Here is an 18,531-nt window from a genome sequence, read left to right on the forward strand (position 1 = left end):
TTTAATTTGTTGATTTATAGATACTTATAACAAAAATGAGCAAATTTTATGTTCGTTATTGTGACAGCAGGCGTACGGTTTTGATACACATGGCGAGTTGTCAATAGTGAATGGTGAGTTTTTTAGGGCGCCGTATTATTTCGCTACTCACCAATAACAACTTACCAGATCATTCACTCCTTAAGCCTTTAACCGGGTTGATCAATGCCGCACGAAGCGTTTGATAGCTTACCGTGATAAATGCCAGTAAGACGGTAAGGACGGCAGATAAAACAAATATCCACCAGCTTAAGGTTATGCGATAAGCAAAATCCTGCAGCCACCTGTTCATGGCATACCAGGCCAGAGGAGAAGCAATAATAATAGCGGTAAAAACAAGTTTCAAAAAGTCGGAAGATACCAAGGCTACAATGTTGCTTACGCTTGCACCCAGCACCTTGCGGATGCTTACCTCTTTAAAGCGTTGCTTAGTGGTAAATATGGCCAGCCCGAACAGGCCCAGGCACGATATAAAAACGGTAACAGCCGTAAATATATTGAGTATGCCCCCGGTGCGTTGTTCGTTCTGGTACATTTCGTCGAATTCCTGGTCCAGAAAATGCGCCTCGAACGGGGTGTTCGGGTAAAAGGACTTCCAGGTTTGTTTGATCCCGGTAAGGGTATTCTGCAAATTGCCGGCCGATGTTTTGATGAGCAGTTTACTAAACCAGTCGTACTCGGCAAAGAGCACTACCGGGGTAATGGATTTATGCAGCGATGCAAAGTTGAAATCGCGTGTAACGGCTTTAACTTTGCCGATACGCCCATTTACACCGATACGTTTACCTATAGCTTGTTCGGGTTTCCAGCCCAACGCTCTTGCTGCCGTTTCGTTAATAATAAAGCTGTATTTACGGTTGGCAAAAGTGTCGGTCATTACCTGTTTTTCATCAGCGGGTGTATAATCGCTGCCTTGCAGCAGTTTAATGCCCAGGGTATTAACAAAACCCCTTTCAACCGGGATGCCAGTTATCGATAAACTGTAGTCGGGCGATTTACCTTCGGCCTGGGTAATGGTGTACCCTCCTTTGATCTGAACCGGCGAGTCGTATGATGCCGTGGTACTTTTAATACCGGGTTGTGTGCTGATAGCGTTTTTAAATGTCTCTATTTTATTAAAGGGCATTCCGCCGATATCCATTACCAGCACCTGCGAACGGTTAATACCGGTATCCATACTTTGGATATAACGCAGCTGGTGCCCGACGATCAGCGTACAGATAATGAAAAAAACAGATACCACGAATTGGAGCACCACCAAACCTTTACGCAGATTGCCGTTTTTGCTGCTGCCGTGGCCTTTCATGTTGGTTACCGGCTTAAACGCTGATAAATACAATGCCGGGTAGGCACCTGTCAGCAAAGTTACCGTGATAAATAAGCCCGATAGTAAAGGAGCCAGCCAGGTAAACCTCCAGGTTGATAAGCCTAATTGACTGCCCGCAAAATTGCTGAATGCAGGGAAGGCCAGATAGGCCAATGCCAGGCCGATAAGCAAAGATGCAAGAGTAATTAAACCAGCCTCGGTAATAAATTGGATGAAAAGTTGTTTGCGTTGCGCACCCATTACTTTGCGTACGCCAATTTCGTGTGCGCGTTCGGCGGCGCGGGCGGTAACCAGGTTTAAAAAATTAATACAGGCAAGCACCAGTAAAATAACTGCCACAAAGCTTAAGATGTAAATGTATTTGATATTGCCCGATGGTTCCAAACCATTGCTTAGCGACGAATGCAAATGTACATCGGTGAGCTTTTCGAGTGTAAACCAGGCGTGCCTGCCTGGTTTTTGCTGGCTTTTTAAAACATCGGTCAGGTACAGGTTCATCTTTTGCTGTACGGATGTTGCGGCTGCCCCGGGTTTTAACAAAAAGTATGAGTAATCGTTACCCGAGTCCCATTTTAACACTTTCGACCTGTCGAGCATGCTGTAACTACCCAACATATCAAACTTGATCTGCGAGTAAGCAGGTACATCTTCTATTACACCGGTAACCATCATATTGTTAGTTTGATTGACCTTTAGTATTTTGCCGACCGGGTTATCGTTACCAAAATATTTTTTAGCGGTTGATGCCGTTAGAACCAACGAACCAGGTGTGCTTAAAGCCGAAGCCGCATTGCCGGCCAAAAACTTAAAGCCGAATATTTTAAAAAATGAATCATCAGCCAACAATACCTTTTTTTCATTAAACAGGTCATCTTTATATTGCACTGTTACAGGTTTATAGCCCGAATAGTTGTAAATACGTACGCCATCTTCAATACCGGCAATCTGCCTTTTAAATACCGGCACTACGGCGGTTGGTGTAACGGCCGAATTAGTTTCCTGGTTATCGTTGATGGTTTTGTAATTATTCCCCACCCGGACAATCCTATCTGCGTTAGGGTAAAACCTATCATATCGCAACTCGTTAAGCAGGTAAGTAGTTAACAATAAAAAGCAGCAAATACCCACCGCCAAACCAGCTATGCTGATGAGGGTAGTAGTTTTATTGTTCAATAAATAGCGCCAGGCTGTTTTGAAATAAGTTTTGATCATGATATTAGTTCATTAGTTGATTGGTTTTTCTAACTGCTACTTGTTCTATTCGCTCCTTAAGCTCTTTACCGGGTTAGCAATTGCTGCTTTTACCGATTGGAAGCTGATGGTTACTAACGTTACAGCCATAGTTAATACCGATGCCAGGATAAATATCCACCAGCTGATACCTGTGCGATAGGCAAAATCCTGCAACCACTTATTCATGGCATACCAGGCAACCGGGAAGGCGAGTAACGAGGCGATTAACACCAACCGTACAAATTCTTTCGAGAGCATGGTAACCACGTTTTGCACCGATGCGCCCAGCACTTTGCGGATGCCGATCTCTTTGGTGCGCCGCTCTGCTGTAAACATGGCCAGGCCGAGCATGCCCATACAGGCCACCGATACCGATAACGCGGTAAATACACTCAACACTTTACTCATGGTTCGGTCGGACCGGTAGAGCGAATCAAATTCGGCGTCCATAAAACTGTAATCGAACGGCAGCGATGGCGCAAATTGCCTCCATTTAGCCTGGATACTGTTGAGTGTTTCGGCGTAGTTACCGGGTTTTATCCTCACCGTCAGGTACGATGAGCGGATATTATAGGTTTTGGATGTGGTATAGAACAAAGCATAAGGGGCGATACTGTTTCTGAACGATGTGGTATTGAAATCCTTAAGCACACCGATCACGGTAAACTTCTGATAGTTATTGCCGGGGTACGTAATTGTTTTACCGATCGGATCTTTCCAGCCTATCTGTTTTACGGCAGTTTCGTTTAAAAGGACGGATGACGAATCATTGAACTTTTGTGAGAAGACTCTTCCGCCTGACAGTTTCAGGCCAAGGGTTGGCACAAAAGCTTCGTCAACCATAAACGACGAAAGATCGATATTGGTCTCCGCATTTTTCGTATTTGCACGGTCTGTTTCGGGTGTATACGTATCCCCGAACGAGCTTTCGGCTGGCAGGCCCGTCGATATGGCAGCATTAACCACCTGGGGTAATCTGATCAGTTCCTGCCTCAGGCTTTCCTGGCTCGCGCCAAGCCGCCCTACGTTGGGCACAATAACTATGTTTTCCTTATTAAAGCCAAGGTCCTGGGTTTTGCTGTAGATCAATTGTTTGTAAACCACAATGGTGCAGATTACCAGCACCGTTGATACCCAAAACTGAAATACCACCAAACCATTGCGGATAAAACCCGAGCCTTTGCCTTTTAATAAGTTACTGCCTTTTAAAATATTTACGGGGTTAAACGATGTCATGAAAAACGCCGGATAACTGCCCGCAAATACACCGGTAACCATCGCAAAAAGTAAAATACCGGTAACATATTTAACATTGAACAAAGAGAGGGCTGTGAGTTCCCTGTTTGATAACTGGTTAAAAGCGGGAAGCATCAGTATAACCAAAGCAATTGCAATAATTAAGGCCAGTAAGCTATACAACATTGCTTCGGTAATAAACTGCTTGATGAGCTGCGCCTTTAACGACCCTAATACTTTGCGGATGCCCACCTCACGGCTCCGTTTGATTGATTGCGCGGTAGAGAGGTTCATGAAGTTTACACAAGCCAGCAGCATGATAAATAAACCTATTGCCGCAAAAATGTATACGTACTTGATATCGCCCTGCTCAAAGTATCGCGTACCGATGGTAGCCGAATACAAATGTACATCGGCTAATGGCTGCAGCTTTAAGTCCCAACGGCCGCCTTTTCTTTTAAACTCGTCATAAGGTTGCCCTACCCGTTTAAAAGCGCTTGCCGCTTCAACTGCTATCATTGCCGGAATTTTACTTTCCAACCGGGCTATGCTTGCCCGATCGGCCGGTGCGTTTGGTTTAAGCTTAACGTAAGTGCCCATTTGCAACCATACCCAGCTCCAGCCGAAGTGTGCCACCGGCCTGAAGCTTGCAGTGCTGCGCAGCATGTCGAACTGCAGGGATGACTGTTGCGGGATATCTTTTAACACGGCAGTAACAACAAAAGGTGTTTGATCTTCGTCGAACACCAAAGTTTTACCGACAGGCGATTCATTACCAAAGTATTTTTTGGCTGCTTTTTGGGTTAATACAAGCGAGTTGACCTGGCTGAAACAGGTTGCGGCATCACCAATGATCAATGGGTAATTAAAAAACCTTAAAAAGTTCGAATCGACAACCAGCAGGTTGCGTTCGGTCAGCGATTTTTTCTGCCCGTTGTTTTCGTAATGCAGAATTTCATCGCCGGGTAAAAGTATGCGGGTGTAACTCTCAATTTCGGGAAAGTTTTTTGCTAACGCTGCTCCCGCCGGTGGCGGCGTATGCCCGATAACGCCCTCATCGTTACCCATTTTGGCATCCAGGTTTACACGGTATATCCGGCCGGCATCGTTAAAAAACCGATCGTAGCTTAACTCGTTCTTAATGTACAGACCAATAAGCAGTACACAGGCAAAGCCAATGGCTAAGCCGCTTATGTTGATGATACTGACCACCTTGTTACGAATAAGGTTACGCCAGGCTATTTTTACGTAGTTCTTTAACATGCTGTTAGTTTATTGGTTCATCGGTTCATTAGTTCATTAGTCATTGGTGGCTTGCTTACACGATACCTGTCTTGATTCTTGCATCTTGGCTCTTGATTCTTATTAATTACTCCGATCTCAAACTCTTTACGGGGTTTGCCAGTGCTGCACTAATGGCCTGGAAACTGATGGTTAAAAGCGTGATCATTATCGCCAGCACCGACGCTGCCACAAACACTACCGGGCCTATGTTGATGTGGTATTCGTACTTCTGCAGCCAATCGTGCAAAAAGTAAAATGCTATGGGTGATGCGATGATGCAGCTGATGCCTACCAAAATCACAAAATCTGTCGATAGCAACATCCATACCTGGGTAATGCTTGCGCCCAGTACTTTACGGATACCTATCTCTTTGGTGCGTTGCTCGGCGACGTAGGCAGCTAAGCCAAACAGGCCCAGGCAGGATATAAAGATGGCCAGGCCGGCAAAAATCCCGGCAAGTTTGCCTACTAACACTTCGAGATTAAATTTCTGATCATACTCATCGTTGGCAAACTTGTAGCTAAATGGGTATGCCGGGTTATATTTATTAAATATCTGCTCAATTTTGCCCATGGCCTGGTGGGTATTGGCATTGGCTGTTAACCTGAATACGGCTTTGGTGCCCCATTGCCCGTGCGAAAAAATAGCCGGTTCAACGGGCTTATACGGCGAGCCCATCACCGTATTCTTTACAACGCCAATCACCTTAACCCTGCCGCTGCCGTGGCTATTCCAGCTGATGAGCTGCCCGATAGGGTCTTTAAGCCCCATGCGTTTAACAGCGGCTTCATTTAAGATGACGTTGTCGGTATCCAACTCAAATTTGGGTGCAAAGTTTTGTCCGGCCAGTAGCTGCATGCCGGTAGTTTTAAAATAATTATCAGATACATAGAGCGTCACGATATTTACAGATTCCTCGCCTGCGCTTTTACCCGACCAATCGTCAACAGAAGTGTGCGCATAGATATCGGTCACCGGTGCCGAAGCTCTTGTAAAATTTTCTACCAGGCCCGTTTGCATCACGTCGCTTTTCAGGGCGGTGTAATGCTCGTTCAGGTCGGTGCTCAAATCGGCAGCCACCAGCCTGTCAGCACTGTAGCCAGTGGGCCTGTTTTTAACATGTTGTATTTGCTGATAAACAATAACGGTGCTGATAATTAAAGCGATAGAGCAACTGAACTGTACCACTACCAGTATTTTACGTGGTAACGCTGCTGCTTTACCTAATTGTATGCTGCCTTTTAAAACCTTTACAGGATTAAATGACGACAGGTAAAATGCCGGCCTGCTGCCTGCAAGTAAGCCGGTTATAACTACATAGCTTAACATAACGATCCAGAAAACAGGGTTACCCCAGGGTATCCAGATGTTATTATCGGCCAGTGCGTTAAATGAAGGTATGACCAATTGTACGATAACTATCGACAAGGCAAAGGCAATAAAGGTGATCAGGAGCGATTCGGTTAGGAACTGGAAGATCAGATCGCTGCGCTGCGAGCCGATAGCTTTACGTACGCCAACTTCGCGCGCACGTTTCTCCGACCGCGCGGTCGACAGGTTCATAAAGTTGATACAGGCGATCAGCAAAACCAGCAGGCCGATGATGCCGAACATGCGCACATAGTCAATAAACCCGCCGGATACTTTGCCGTTCGTAAACTCCGAACGGAGGTGCCAGTCTTTTAGCGCGTGCAGCATGATCTGCGGTTTTGCAGGGCGCATCTTTTCGCTATGTGCGCTTACAATATCTTTTATTTTAGGCTCAAGCTCGGCATAGCTGGCATTGGGCTGCAGCATTACGTAAATCTGGAACGAATTATTCGTCCAGCTGGTGGGCGCGCTTTTCATCCAGTCAAGAGCGCTTACCAGGTATTCAAAAGGGAATAAATAGTGAAAATATAGCGACGAGTTTTCTGGCAGGTCCTTTAAAATACCTACAACTTTCAGGTTGTCTTTATTATCAAACTTTACCATTTTACCCATGGGGTCGGCATCGCCAAATAAGGCTTTGGCTGTCGATTCGGTTAGCAGAATGGTATACGGATCGCTCAACGCCGTAGCCGCGCTCCCTTTTACCAGTGGGAATTGAAACATCTTCAAAAAATCGGCGCCAACGCCCATCCCATTTAGATACAGCTTTTTATCACCAACCAACAGGTCGTGTTTCTGGTCCCAATCGCCACGGGCTACATATTTAATTTCGGGATAGTCTTTTTTTAGTACATCACCTATCGGTAACGACATCGCATCCTGTGTGTGCATACCATCGTGCGTGCTGGTAAAGGTTATCTTGGCCTGGTAAAGCTGATCGCCGTTAGGCAAAAAATTATCGTACGAATACTCGTGGGCAACCCATAAACCAATGATCAAAGCCACGGCCATACCCGCGGCAAGCCCAACAATGTTTAGGGCGCTGTAAACCTTATTGTTTACCAGGTTGCGCCATGCTATTTTGACGTAGTTCCTTATCATGGTTATTGGGTTATTATGTCCATGGTCGATAGTCCATGGACCATGGTATTTTTCTTAAATTTTTAGCCATGGACTATCGACCATTGTCTATGGACTTTCTCATTCACTCCTCAAACTCTTTACCGGGTTGGCTATCGCAGCTTTTACCGATTGAAAACTTACCGTTACAAATGCAATAATAATGGCAATGGTGCCTGCCAGTACAAACATCCACCAACTGATATTTACGCGATATACAAAATCCTGCAGCCATTTATGCATGGCATACCAGGCTATGGGTGTAGCTATGATGATGGAGATGAACACCAACTTTAAAAAATCTTTAGATAGTAGTTGAACAATGCCGGTAACGCTTGCCCCTAACACTTTACGGATACCTATTTCTTTATTGCGCTGCTCGGCACTAAAGGCTGCCAGCCCGAACAAACCCAGGCACGAAACAAATATGGCAATGAGCGTGAACAGGTTGATGATCTGCGAAAGCGTAACCTCGGTTTCGTATTGCCTTTGTACTTCTTCGTCTAAAAAGGCATAATCGAAAGGTGCTGATGGGATATCCTTATGCCATACAGCTTCAATTTTGCCGAGCAATTGTTTATAGTCGCTACTGTTAACCGACGCCACGATATTTACAAATCGGGTGTTATCGTTACTGTAAACCAGCATAAACGGCCTCACTTCGATGTGCAGCGAGTTATAATTAAAATCTTTCATCACACCGGCCACTTCAACATAAGTTGCCGGGTTGGGGTTATATTGTGTGTAAAGCCTCGCGCCGATGGCTTTCTGAGGGTCGAGCCCTAATCGTTTTGCCAGTGTTTGATTAATGAGCACCTTATCGGTATCGCCCTGCCTGAAGTCGCGGCCGTTTAAGATGTGTATGCCGTGCGCCTGCACAAAATATTCGTCGGTTGCTATGTTTTGCGCATCAATGGCGGTTGCCATATTACCGCCTGCTGGGTAAACGCCATGGTCGTGGCCGATGAACTGCCCCAGGTAATTATCCGCTTTGGTTACTGCTTTTACATCGGCCATCTGGCGCAGGTCGTTGGCAAAATTGGTCATTTTGCCCTGGGTATCGTTGGTATAAAAACCAAATACCAGCTTCTGCTTCTGGTTAAAGCCGAGATCGCGGTTTTTAATGAATGATAACTGGCTATAGATAATAATGATAACCGAAATAAGCACAACAGCAAGCACAAACTGGAATACCACCAGCGAGCGCCGTATGCCCGCCGCCGAAACATAGCTGGTAAAATTACCTTTGATTACCTTGATGGCCTGGAAAGCCGAAAGGTAAAACGCCGGGTAGCTGCCGGCAATAAAACCGGTTACTAAAATAATGCCCGCGAGCATGAGCCAAATGCGGTAATCGGCTAAAAATGCCAAACCGATAACTACACCGGTTATACCGTTTAAATAAGGCATTACCGCCAGCAGCAAAGGCAAAGCCAGCAATACACCGATGAACGAAAGCAGGAATGATTCGCCCAGAAATTGTTTAACGAGATCAAACCTGCCGGCGCCGATCACCTTGCGCACGCCAACCTCTTTGGCGCGTTTTGAGGCGCGGGCGGTAGACAGGTTCATGAAGTTGATGCAGGCTATCACCTGTATCATGATACCGATAGCTAGTAATATGTATAAAAATGATGGACTTACGGTTTTACTTTGCTCTACCTCATAGCCCGGAGTGGTATGTATCGATGCTACGGGTTGCAGGTGCAGCGCTTTTTGCATCCCCAGCTCTTTTAGCTGCTGTTCGCCGTGCTTATTTAAAAAATCGGGCAATTTTTGTTCTAAAGCTTCAGCACTTGCTCCCGGATGTAGTTTGATATACGAATTGGTGAAATTATTACCGGCCCATATCTGGTTTCGCAATACATAATCGCCAATGCCGCCACTATGCATGGTTACAAGCATGCTGGCTTTGATATGGGTTTTACCCAGGCTCTCGTCAATCACACCGGTAACTTTAAAATCGTGCTTGCCATAGCCATTATCAATATTTATAGTTTTGCCGATAGGGTCGTCGCCGGCAAAAAGTTTATCGGCCACAGGTTTAAACAGCACGATAGAGTAAGGCTCGGTTAAGGCCTTTTGCGGCGAGCCATTCACAAAATGATAGTTGAATACATCAAAAAAGGTCGAGTCGACATAAAACATGTCCTTCTCATAAAACGACTTTTCTTTATAGCTCAACAAATGCCTGTTTACGCCGAGGGTGTTTACCACACGTACATATTGCTGCACTTCCGGAAAATCGGTTTTAAGGGCGGGCGCTATCGGCGGAGATACTGTTGCATGGATATGCTTATCGCCCGAAAGGGATAAAGTGGTGGTAACCCGGTAAATATCCTGCACATCTTTATGATGCTTGTCATAACTATTCTGATCCTGCACGTACAATAAGATATAGATACAGCACATGGCACCTATAGCCAAACCAACGATATTGATGAAGCTGAATGTTTTGTTCTTGAGTAAGAACCTGTATGTGGTTTTTAGATAGTTTCTGATCATGCTATTTGGTTTCTTAGTCCGGAAGACGGGAAGTCCGGAAGTCCGGAAGTTCTATATCGTTATATTTAAATACCAGTTCGCAGTTGTCTTTCGGACTTGCTGACTTTCCGACTCAAGACTACTCGCTCTTCAAACTCTTTACCGGGTTTACATAGGCTGCTTTTACGGCTTTAAAGCCTACGGTTAACCAGGCAATAATTACTGATGTTAATATAGCTGCTGCAAACACCCCGGCACCGATATCAATGCGGAAAACAAAATTTTCTAACCAGTTATGCATTAAAAAGTAGGCTACCGGTGCCGCTACTATAAAAGCTGCCAGTATAAGCAATGTAAACTCTTTCGAAAACAGATAGATAATATGCCCCACACCGGCGCCGAGCACTTTGCGTATGCCCACTTCCTTTGTTTTTTGTACGGCCATAAACGATACCAGCCCATACAAACCCAGGCACGAGATAAAAATGGCCAGCGCCGCAAATATTTTGTATACCAGCGATAACTGGCCTTCCTGCTGGTAATAGTTTTCGATGCTCTTATCTAAAAACGAAGCAGTATTGGCGTATTCGGGGAAGAACTTATTCCATTCGGCCTGTATGGCTTGAGGCGCCTGTAAAACATTCGCCGAATGCAGCTTAACCGATGTTACGCTGTAGTACTTCTTGCGTGTTGAAATAAATACGGGTTTTACACTTTCGCGCAGCGAGTTGGTTTTAAAATCCTGCACTACGCCGACAATGTTTTTCCATGGGGCGGTACCTATACGTATTTGTTTGCCTATGGCGTCGGCAGGTTTGGCAACGTGCAGTTTAGCCAGCAAAGTTTGGTTAACAACTACTTCGTTTATGGTATCAGCTAAAGCGAACGGCCTGCCTGCCAGAAACCTCAGGCCAAATGTTTTAAAATAGTCGGGGTCGGCAAATTTTAGGTCGATGCTGTACTTTTCGTCGGGGCGGTGATCGTAAGAAAAGTTGGTTTGCCAGTCGTTATCTGATTGCGGCACATCGCTGCTGAAGGTTACCGATTGTACGCCTGGCAATTGCAGTAAACGTTGCTTAAAAGCCGCTTGCCGCGATATGGCAGCACTATCGGTATTGGCGTTTAAAACCAGCACGGCATCTTTATTAAAACCCAGGTCGGCTTTGCTGATAAAGTCCATCTGGCTTACGGCCACAATGGTGCCGATAATTAATACCTGCGATATGGCAAACTGCGTAATTACCAATCCGCGCCTTAGTGAGATACCGCCGACGGTGGCCGAAGTGATCTTGTTTTTTAAAGCCAAGGCAGGGGTAAAGCCCGAAAGGATAAGCGAAGGATAAATGCCTGATAAAAAGGTTACCACGATGATGCCAGCCAGTACAAACAACAGGATGTCGGTACGAAGGATGCTCAGGGTTTCCTGTATCGTCATGATGTTTTTAATGTAAGGCAGCGCCAGCGCAGCGATAAGCAATGCAAGCGCTGTAGCTATAAAAACCATCAGGGCTGTTTCGCCCATCATTTGCCAGAACAGTTGTTTGCGGCTGCTGCCTAAAACCTTGCGTACACCAACTTCCCTCGAGCGGGTAACGGCTTTTGCGGTTGATAAATTAACAAAATTGATGCAGGCCATTACGATGATGAGCACCCCGATCAGCGTAAGGGTGAGTAATTTTGATTTGCTGGTGATATGATCGCCAAAGTTTGAGAAATCGGTATCGAAATGGATATCGCTCAAAGGCTGCAACAGGTGTGTACGTTTAGTATAGGCATGCGCCCCGTAAAACTTAACATTCGATTGTTTTAACTGTGTTTCGATGGCGGCCTGTGTGATACCGGGCGGCAGCAGCATAAATACCTGGTAGTTGCTGGTCATGCCAAACCAGGTTGGCTCGTACCCATAAGTTGCAGCCGCGGTTTTCATTGCAGCAAAGGAGCCTACTATCTTCAACGGGAAATCCGAATGGCCAGGCACATTGTCAATAATGGCCGATACCTTTAAGGTTAAAGCATTATCGATCCTGAGCAGCCTGCCAATCGCCGTTTTCCAATCGCCGAAGTACTTAACGGCCATATCTTTGCTCAGCAAAACGGTATTAGGCTCGGCCAAGACTTTGGCGTTGCCGGCCAAAAAATTGTATTGAAATACTTCAAAAAACTGCGGTTCGCAATAAAACAGGCCGTTGCGTTCGATAAACTTATTATCGTTTTTATTGCTGTTTAAAACCGTTACCTGGCTGCCAGGAGACGCAAATATGGCGCCGGTTTTTATGCTGGGATAGTCGGCACGCAGTGCATCCGCCATGGGGAACGGTACACCGGAGTTATAAACCATCCCATCCGGAAACTTATCCGCGGTAACCACGTGCATAATACGGCTGTAATTAGGCTGAAAGGTATCGTAACTGTTTTCGTACCTCACAACTATGTACAGCAACAGGCAGCTGGCAATGCCAATAGCCAAACCCAATACATTGATAACCGAGTATGCCTTATGTCTCGATAAGTTTCGTAAAGCTATTTTGATGTAGTTCCTTAACATGGTTATTGTGTTATTAGTTAGTCAATGGTCGATAGTCCATAGACCATAGTAATTTTTTTGTTCAATTTTAGCCATGGACTATTGACCATCGACTATAGGCTTTCTTATTCACTCTTCAAACTCTTAACCGGGTTTGCCAGCGCCGCTTTTACCGACTGAAAGCTGATAGTTACAAATGCGATCAGCATGGCAACAGCGCCCGACAGTACAAATACCCACCAGTGGATATGGATGCGGTAAGCAAAATCCTGCAGCCAGCTGTTCATGCTGTACCAGGCAATCGGCGAAGCAATTACAGCCGATATCAAGATCAGCTTCATAAAATCAGTAGCTATTAATGCCACGATCGACGAGATATTGGCGCCCAGTACTTTACGGATGCCGATCTCTTTGGTGCGCTGGCTGATCACTAATACCGCTATCGCGAACAAGCCCATGCACGATATGATGATGGTTAAAACCGCACCGCTGATAAATATTTTGGATAAGCGGCTTTCTTTTTGATACTGGCGCTCGGTATTTTCATCTAAAAACGAAGGGTCGCTTTCGGCTTTAGGGTTAACCTGTTTCCACATTGCGGTTATCGATGCCATAGCGGCCGGCATGTCGTTGGGTTTTACGCGTACGAAAATGTAACTGATGGGCCACTGTGGCTGCATCAGCATAGTGAGCGGCTCTATCTGTTTGCGTAAGGATTGAAAGTTAAAATCTTTAACCACACCTGCTACCTGCAGCTTTTTATTATCGATGGTGATGGTTGTACCGGTTGCATCTTTTTTGCTCAGTAAGGCAGCCATTTGCTGGTTAATGAGCACAAAGGCGGTATCAGTGCCAAAACTTTTAGAAAAATCGCGGCCGGATACCAATTGCAGTTGCAGGGTTTTCAGGTAGTCGTAGTCAATACGGCGCCAGTGCGTTTTAATATGTTTGCCGTTATAATCGAACGACATTTGGGATGTGGATGCACTGTTATCGCGCCCGCGGCCCATATTCATATCGGTGCCGGTAACGCTTTCTACGCGCGGGTTGGCCGCCAGTTTTACACGCATCAGTTCCAAAGCGCGCTGCGGATCGATATTGCTGCCGATAGGGATGCTGATAACCTGGCTTTTGTTATAGCCTAATGATTTACTGCGCAAATAATTAAGCTGCTGCCAGGCTACGGTTGTACAAATAATGAGTACGCTCGAAATCACGAACTGCACCACCATTAAGCCGTTGCGCATGCTGTTTGATTTGCCGGTATTGATCTTACCCTTTACCGTTTGCGCTATTTTGTACGATGACAGGATGGCAGCCGGGTAACCACCTGCTAATAGCGCAACCACGATAAACCCGGCGATGAAGTAAGCCGGCAAAAGGCTCCCCGATAAGCTACTGAGTATGACAGACTGGTTAAATATTTGCTTGTACTGCGGGAAAAGCAGGTAGGCCAGCAGCATCCCTATCAGCAACGAGGCCGTGCAGATGATCACCGATTCGGTACAAAATTGTATAATGACCTGTGTTTTGCTTGCTCCCAATACCTTGCGTACGCCAATTTCTTTGGCGCGGGTAAACGCCCTGCCTAACGACAGGTTGATAAAGTTTACTGTAGCGATAAACAAAATAAATATGCTGATCACCAGCAGCAGGTACGGGTAAAACTTGCTCGTACCGTTGTTCATGGCACTGATGCTGTTAAAATGCCAGTCAGGAAGCGGGATTAAACGCAACCGGTAATATTCGCCGTCGCTGTCGGGATGCCCGCCGTTGCTTTTGAGCATAGCGATGGTACTTGCCCGGTATTTGTGTGTAAAGCCGATGAGCCTTTTTTCAAACTGAGCATGGTTAACCTGGGCAGGCAGCTGTAAAAAAAGGATGTGATCGCTCATGTCCCAATCATCTTTGCCCCCGGCATAATTTGGCGACTGCTCAAAACGCACGATCAGGTCGTAATCAATACTCGAGTTTTTGGGGTTATCGCTGATAACCGATGAGATGGTAAAGTTGCGCCACTCGTTATTTACTTTTGCCTGTATCACTTTGCCAACAGCATCTGCATGGCCAAAAATGTTTTCGGCGATGGTTTTGGCGATAACAATATCGTTCAGATTCTTTAAAGGCTCAGCATGATTACCTTCGAGGATAGGGAAGCTGAACATTTTGAAAAAGTCCGGGTCGACGGTGCGTACCGTATAATTAAACTCCTTGCCTTGATAGCGGATAACCGTACCGCCAAAATCGCCAAAGCGTGAAGCTAACAGACCGGGAAAAGCGTTTTTTAAAGCCGGGGTGAGCGGTGCCGATACCGAGGTGTTATTATCGTTGCCGGCGGGGGTATGTTCTTCGCGGTATAGCTGGTAAATACTGTTTTTATTTTGATGGAAGCCATCGTACGAAAGCTCGTAAAAGGCCGTCATACTCAGCAAAATAACCGCGCCAAAGGCCACAGCCATGCCTGTAATGTTTACCGAAGCAAATATTTTATGCTTCAATAAATTGCGCCACGCTATTTTGATGTAGTTTCTGAGCATAGTTATTGGGTTATTTAGTTATTATGTTATTTTGTCCATGGTTGATAGTCCATAGACCATGGTCTTTTCATTTTATATTTTAACTATGGACCATCGACTATTGACTTTCTTACTCACTTCTCAAACTCTTAACCGGGTTTGCCAATGCCGCTTTTACCGATTGAAAACTCACCGTAATAAAAGCGATTATAATTGCCATAGTACCCGCCAGCAAAAACATCCACCACTGGATTGTGATGCGGTAGGCAAAGTTCAGTAACCATTTATCCATGGCATACCACGCAATGGGCGATGCGATGATTATTGCTACGATTACCAGTTTCAAAAAATCGGTTGATATTAAGCGGACAATATTTAGCACGCTTGCCCCTAATACCTTGCGTATGCCTATTTCTTTTGTGCGTTGCCTGGCAATAAAACTTGCCAGGCCGAATAAGCCCATGCAAGCTATAAATACAGCTATCGAAGCTGCCGTAATGAATATATCTCCTAACTTTTGCTCTGCTTTATATTGCTCATCATAATTTTCATCCAGAAAAAAATAGGCGAACGGATTGCCGGGAAATTGTTTTGCGTATAAATTTTTGAGTGTATTCAGCTTATCCTGCAGGTGATCCGTATTTAATTTAATGGTATAAAAACCGGTTGATACCGCGGGTAAAAATATCATTGGTTGTATCGCTTCGTGTAACGATAGGTGATGGTAATCTTTAACTACACCAATAATTTCAAATTGCTTACCCCAGTTTATTTTTTGCCCCACAATGTTATCTTCGCGCTTAAACCCAAATTGTATTGCCGCTTTTTGATTGATAATTATGCGCTGCGCATTGGAGTAGCCATTTTGCACATCGTTGGCAGTAAAGTTTTGACCCGACACAAGCTGGATACCATAGGTATCAAAGTAGTTATTGTCTATTAGTAACATAGAAAAGCTTTTCTTTTCATCCCCGGGGGTAGGGTTAAGGCGTGTAATTCCGTCTGCCGAGAAGTTATATCCACGTCCGGGAATATCATTTGAGGCTGCATATTTTTGAACAAAAGGCAAGGCCGCAAGTTGGTTTTTGAAGCTTTGTGAACGAAGTTTACCACCGTTTATTTCAGGCCCCGAAATCACCAGTCGTTGGGTAACCTGCATACCAAGATCCTGGTTATGCATAAACCCCAATTGCTTATATAAAACCAATGTTGATACGATAAAAACAATAGATACTGTAAACTGGAAGATCACCAGCCCCTGCCTTAATGAAATTCCCCTTGTAAAACCATCTAACTTATTACCGATGGTTTTTATGGGGTTAAGCGAGCTTAGTACGATAGCGACATAGCCGCCGGACAGCAGTGAGCCCAATAAGATAAGGGCCGGCGCTATCAGCCAAACCCATCCTTGCATCAAAATAGCCAGTGACAGGTTTTTATCCAGAAAATCGTTGTAGACAGGCTGTAATAAAATCACAATAAGCAATGCTAAAAAAACACCGCCCAGTGTGATCAGGAACGTTTCGCATAAGAATTGGCCGATCAGCTGTTTGCGCACAGCTCCCAACACCTTGCGCACTCCGATTTCGCGGGTGCGGTTTAGCGATTGAGCGATTGAAAGGTTGATATAATTTACCCATGCAATTATCAATATCAATATTGCGATACATAAAAACAAGCTAACCAGCAATAGGTTGCCAAACGTTTGTAATGGATAATTAAATGATGGAGCGAGGTGCAGATCGCTAAAAGATTGTAAAACCATCGGGTCGGTTTGGTTTTCGGGCTGCAACTGATGAACCGTATTGTTTATCTGTTTACTAAGCTGCTGCGTATCGGCATTATCTTTCAACAACAGATAAGTATTTACAAAGCCTGATTTCAGGCCTTTAGGGTCTGCCCAATCATTATCGTTACGTAATGCCGGGTTTTCTAACGTTTTAAAGGATAGGAGTATATCGGCTTTAATGTCTGATTGCGCAGGCATATCCTCGTAAACTGCAGTAACGGTATACAAGGTATGCCCAAATTGATTATTTACGGTAAGCACCTTGCCAATGGCACTGGCTTCTCCAAAATATTTTCTGGCAACAGACTTGGATAGGGCTAATGTTTGCGGTTCGTTTAAAGATGCATCGCCCTGTATTACCGGAAAACTAAATATCCTCAAAAAGTCAGGATCGGCATAGGCTACTTTGTCTTCGCGAAATGATTTCAGATCGGAGTTTCTATCAGCCAGGTAACTTACAATACCGTTACCCGCTACATCAGCAATACGCACATAGTTTTCAATAACAGGGCAGTTGGTTTTCAGTAAAGGCGCAAACCCCGGGGCGATATAATGGCTACTGTTGCCTTCTTTATAAACAGTACTGATGCGATACAGTTTTTTGTAATTTTTATGGAAGCGGTTGGCGCCCCACTCAAAAGCGATATATTGCATTATAAAAATAAACACAGCAATACCAATTGCCAAACCAACAGTGTTGATAAGCGAGAAGGTCCTGTTCCGCACCAGATTACGCCATGCTATTTTGATATGGTTCTTGATCATTGCCTGAGGGTTATTTGATAATCTCATCCATCAACCCCTCTGCCGGTTAAGCAGAAGGGCCTTTAGATGCACATTAATTAACTGATCATTTATTAATTTCTTTTTACATCTTCATTCACCGCTCACCATTCACTACTCACTAATTATATCATAATATTCTCCACTACCGTTTGGCCATCCAGCAGGCGGATGATGCGATGGCTGTAACGGGCATCGTGCTCAGAGTGGGTAACCATGATGATAGTTGTGCCTTGCTCGTTTAAATCGGTTAACAGCTCCATTACCTCGTTACCGTTGCTGCTATCCAGGTTACCGGTAGGCTCATCGGCCAGTATTAGTTTGGGGTTGTTCACCACCGCACGGGCTACTGCCACACGCTGCTGCTGCCCACCTGATAGTTGCTGCGGGTAATGATTGCGGCGGTGCATGATCTGCATTTTATCCAGCACTTTTTCAACCCGGCTAACACGCTCTGACGATGGTACGCCGGTGTAGATCAGCGGAAGCTCCACGTTTTCGAAAACGGTCAGCTCGTCTATCAGGTTAAAGCTCTGAAACACGAACCCTATGTTATGCTTGCGCAGATCGGCACGTTTGCGCTCGTTAAAATGGGCAACTTCGGTACCGTTAAACAGGTAGCTGCCACCATCGGGGTCATCCAGCAAACCCAGGATATTTAACAAGGTTGATTTACCGCAGCCCGATGGACCCATGATGGCCACAAATTCGCCTTCTTTAACTTCAATGGATAGCTTGTTTAAAGCGATGGTTTCGACCTCTTCGGTGCGGTAAAATTTTTCGAGTGCAGTAATTTTGATCATAGACCTCCCCAAACCCCTCCTG

General features: G+C 45.2%; 8 protein-coding genes. All 8 read right to left on the reverse strand.

Annotated features, from left to right (window positions below):
• Positions 1–169: 169 nt before the first annotated feature.
• A complete protein-coding gene (locus BEL04_RS11900; RefSeq protein ID WP_066004047.1) occupies positions 170–2,578 on the reverse strand; it encodes an ABC transporter permease in 2,409 nt (802 codons plus the stop codon).
• Positions 2,579–2,623: 45 nt separating this feature from the next.
• Positions 2,624–5,098, reverse strand: coding sequence for an ABC transporter permease (locus tag BEL04_RS11905; protein WP_066004049.1), 2,475 nt, complete (start codon positions 5,096–5,098; stop codon positions 2,624–2,626).
• 106 nt (positions 5,099–5,204) lie between these two features.
• Positions 5,205–7,592, reverse strand: coding sequence for an ABC transporter permease (locus BEL04_RS11910; RefSeq protein WP_066004051.1), 2,388 nt, complete (start codon positions 7,590–7,592; stop codon positions 5,205–5,207).
• Between the two features lie 99 nt (positions 7,593–7,691).
• Positions 7,692–10,115, reverse strand: a complete 2,424-nt coding sequence (locus tag BEL04_RS11915) for an ABC transporter permease (RefSeq protein WP_066004052.1) — start codon at positions 10,113–10,115, stop codon at positions 7,692–7,694.
• A gap of 118 nt (positions 10,116–10,233) precedes the next feature.
• Positions 10,234–12,639, reverse strand: a complete 2,406-nt coding sequence (locus tag BEL04_RS11920; RefSeq protein WP_066004054.1) for an ABC transporter permease — start codon at positions 12,637–12,639, stop codon at positions 10,234–10,236.
• Positions 12,640–12,743: 104 nt separating this feature from the next.
• On the reverse strand, positions 12,744–15,155 hold the full coding sequence (locus BEL04_RS11925; protein WP_066004056.1) for an ABC transporter permease: 2,412 nt from the start codon (positions 15,153–15,155) through the stop codon (positions 12,744–12,746).
• Between the two features lie 109 nt (positions 15,156–15,264).
• Entirely contained in the window at positions 15,265–17,688 is a 2,424-nt protein-coding gene (locus tag BEL04_RS11930; protein ID WP_066004059.1) for an ABC transporter permease, read from the reverse strand.
• A gap of 143 nt (positions 17,689–17,831) precedes the next feature.
• Positions 17,832–18,509, reverse strand: a complete 678-nt coding sequence (locus BEL04_RS11935) for an ABC transporter ATP-binding protein (RefSeq protein ID WP_066004062.1) — start codon at positions 18,507–18,509, stop codon at positions 17,832–17,834.
• Positions 18,510–18,531 lie beyond the last annotated feature (22 nt).

The organism is Mucilaginibacter sp. PPCGB 2223, assembly GCF_001705515.1.
Taxonomy (GTDB): Bacteria; Bacteroidota; Bacteroidia; order Sphingobacteriales; family Sphingobacteriaceae; genus Mucilaginibacter.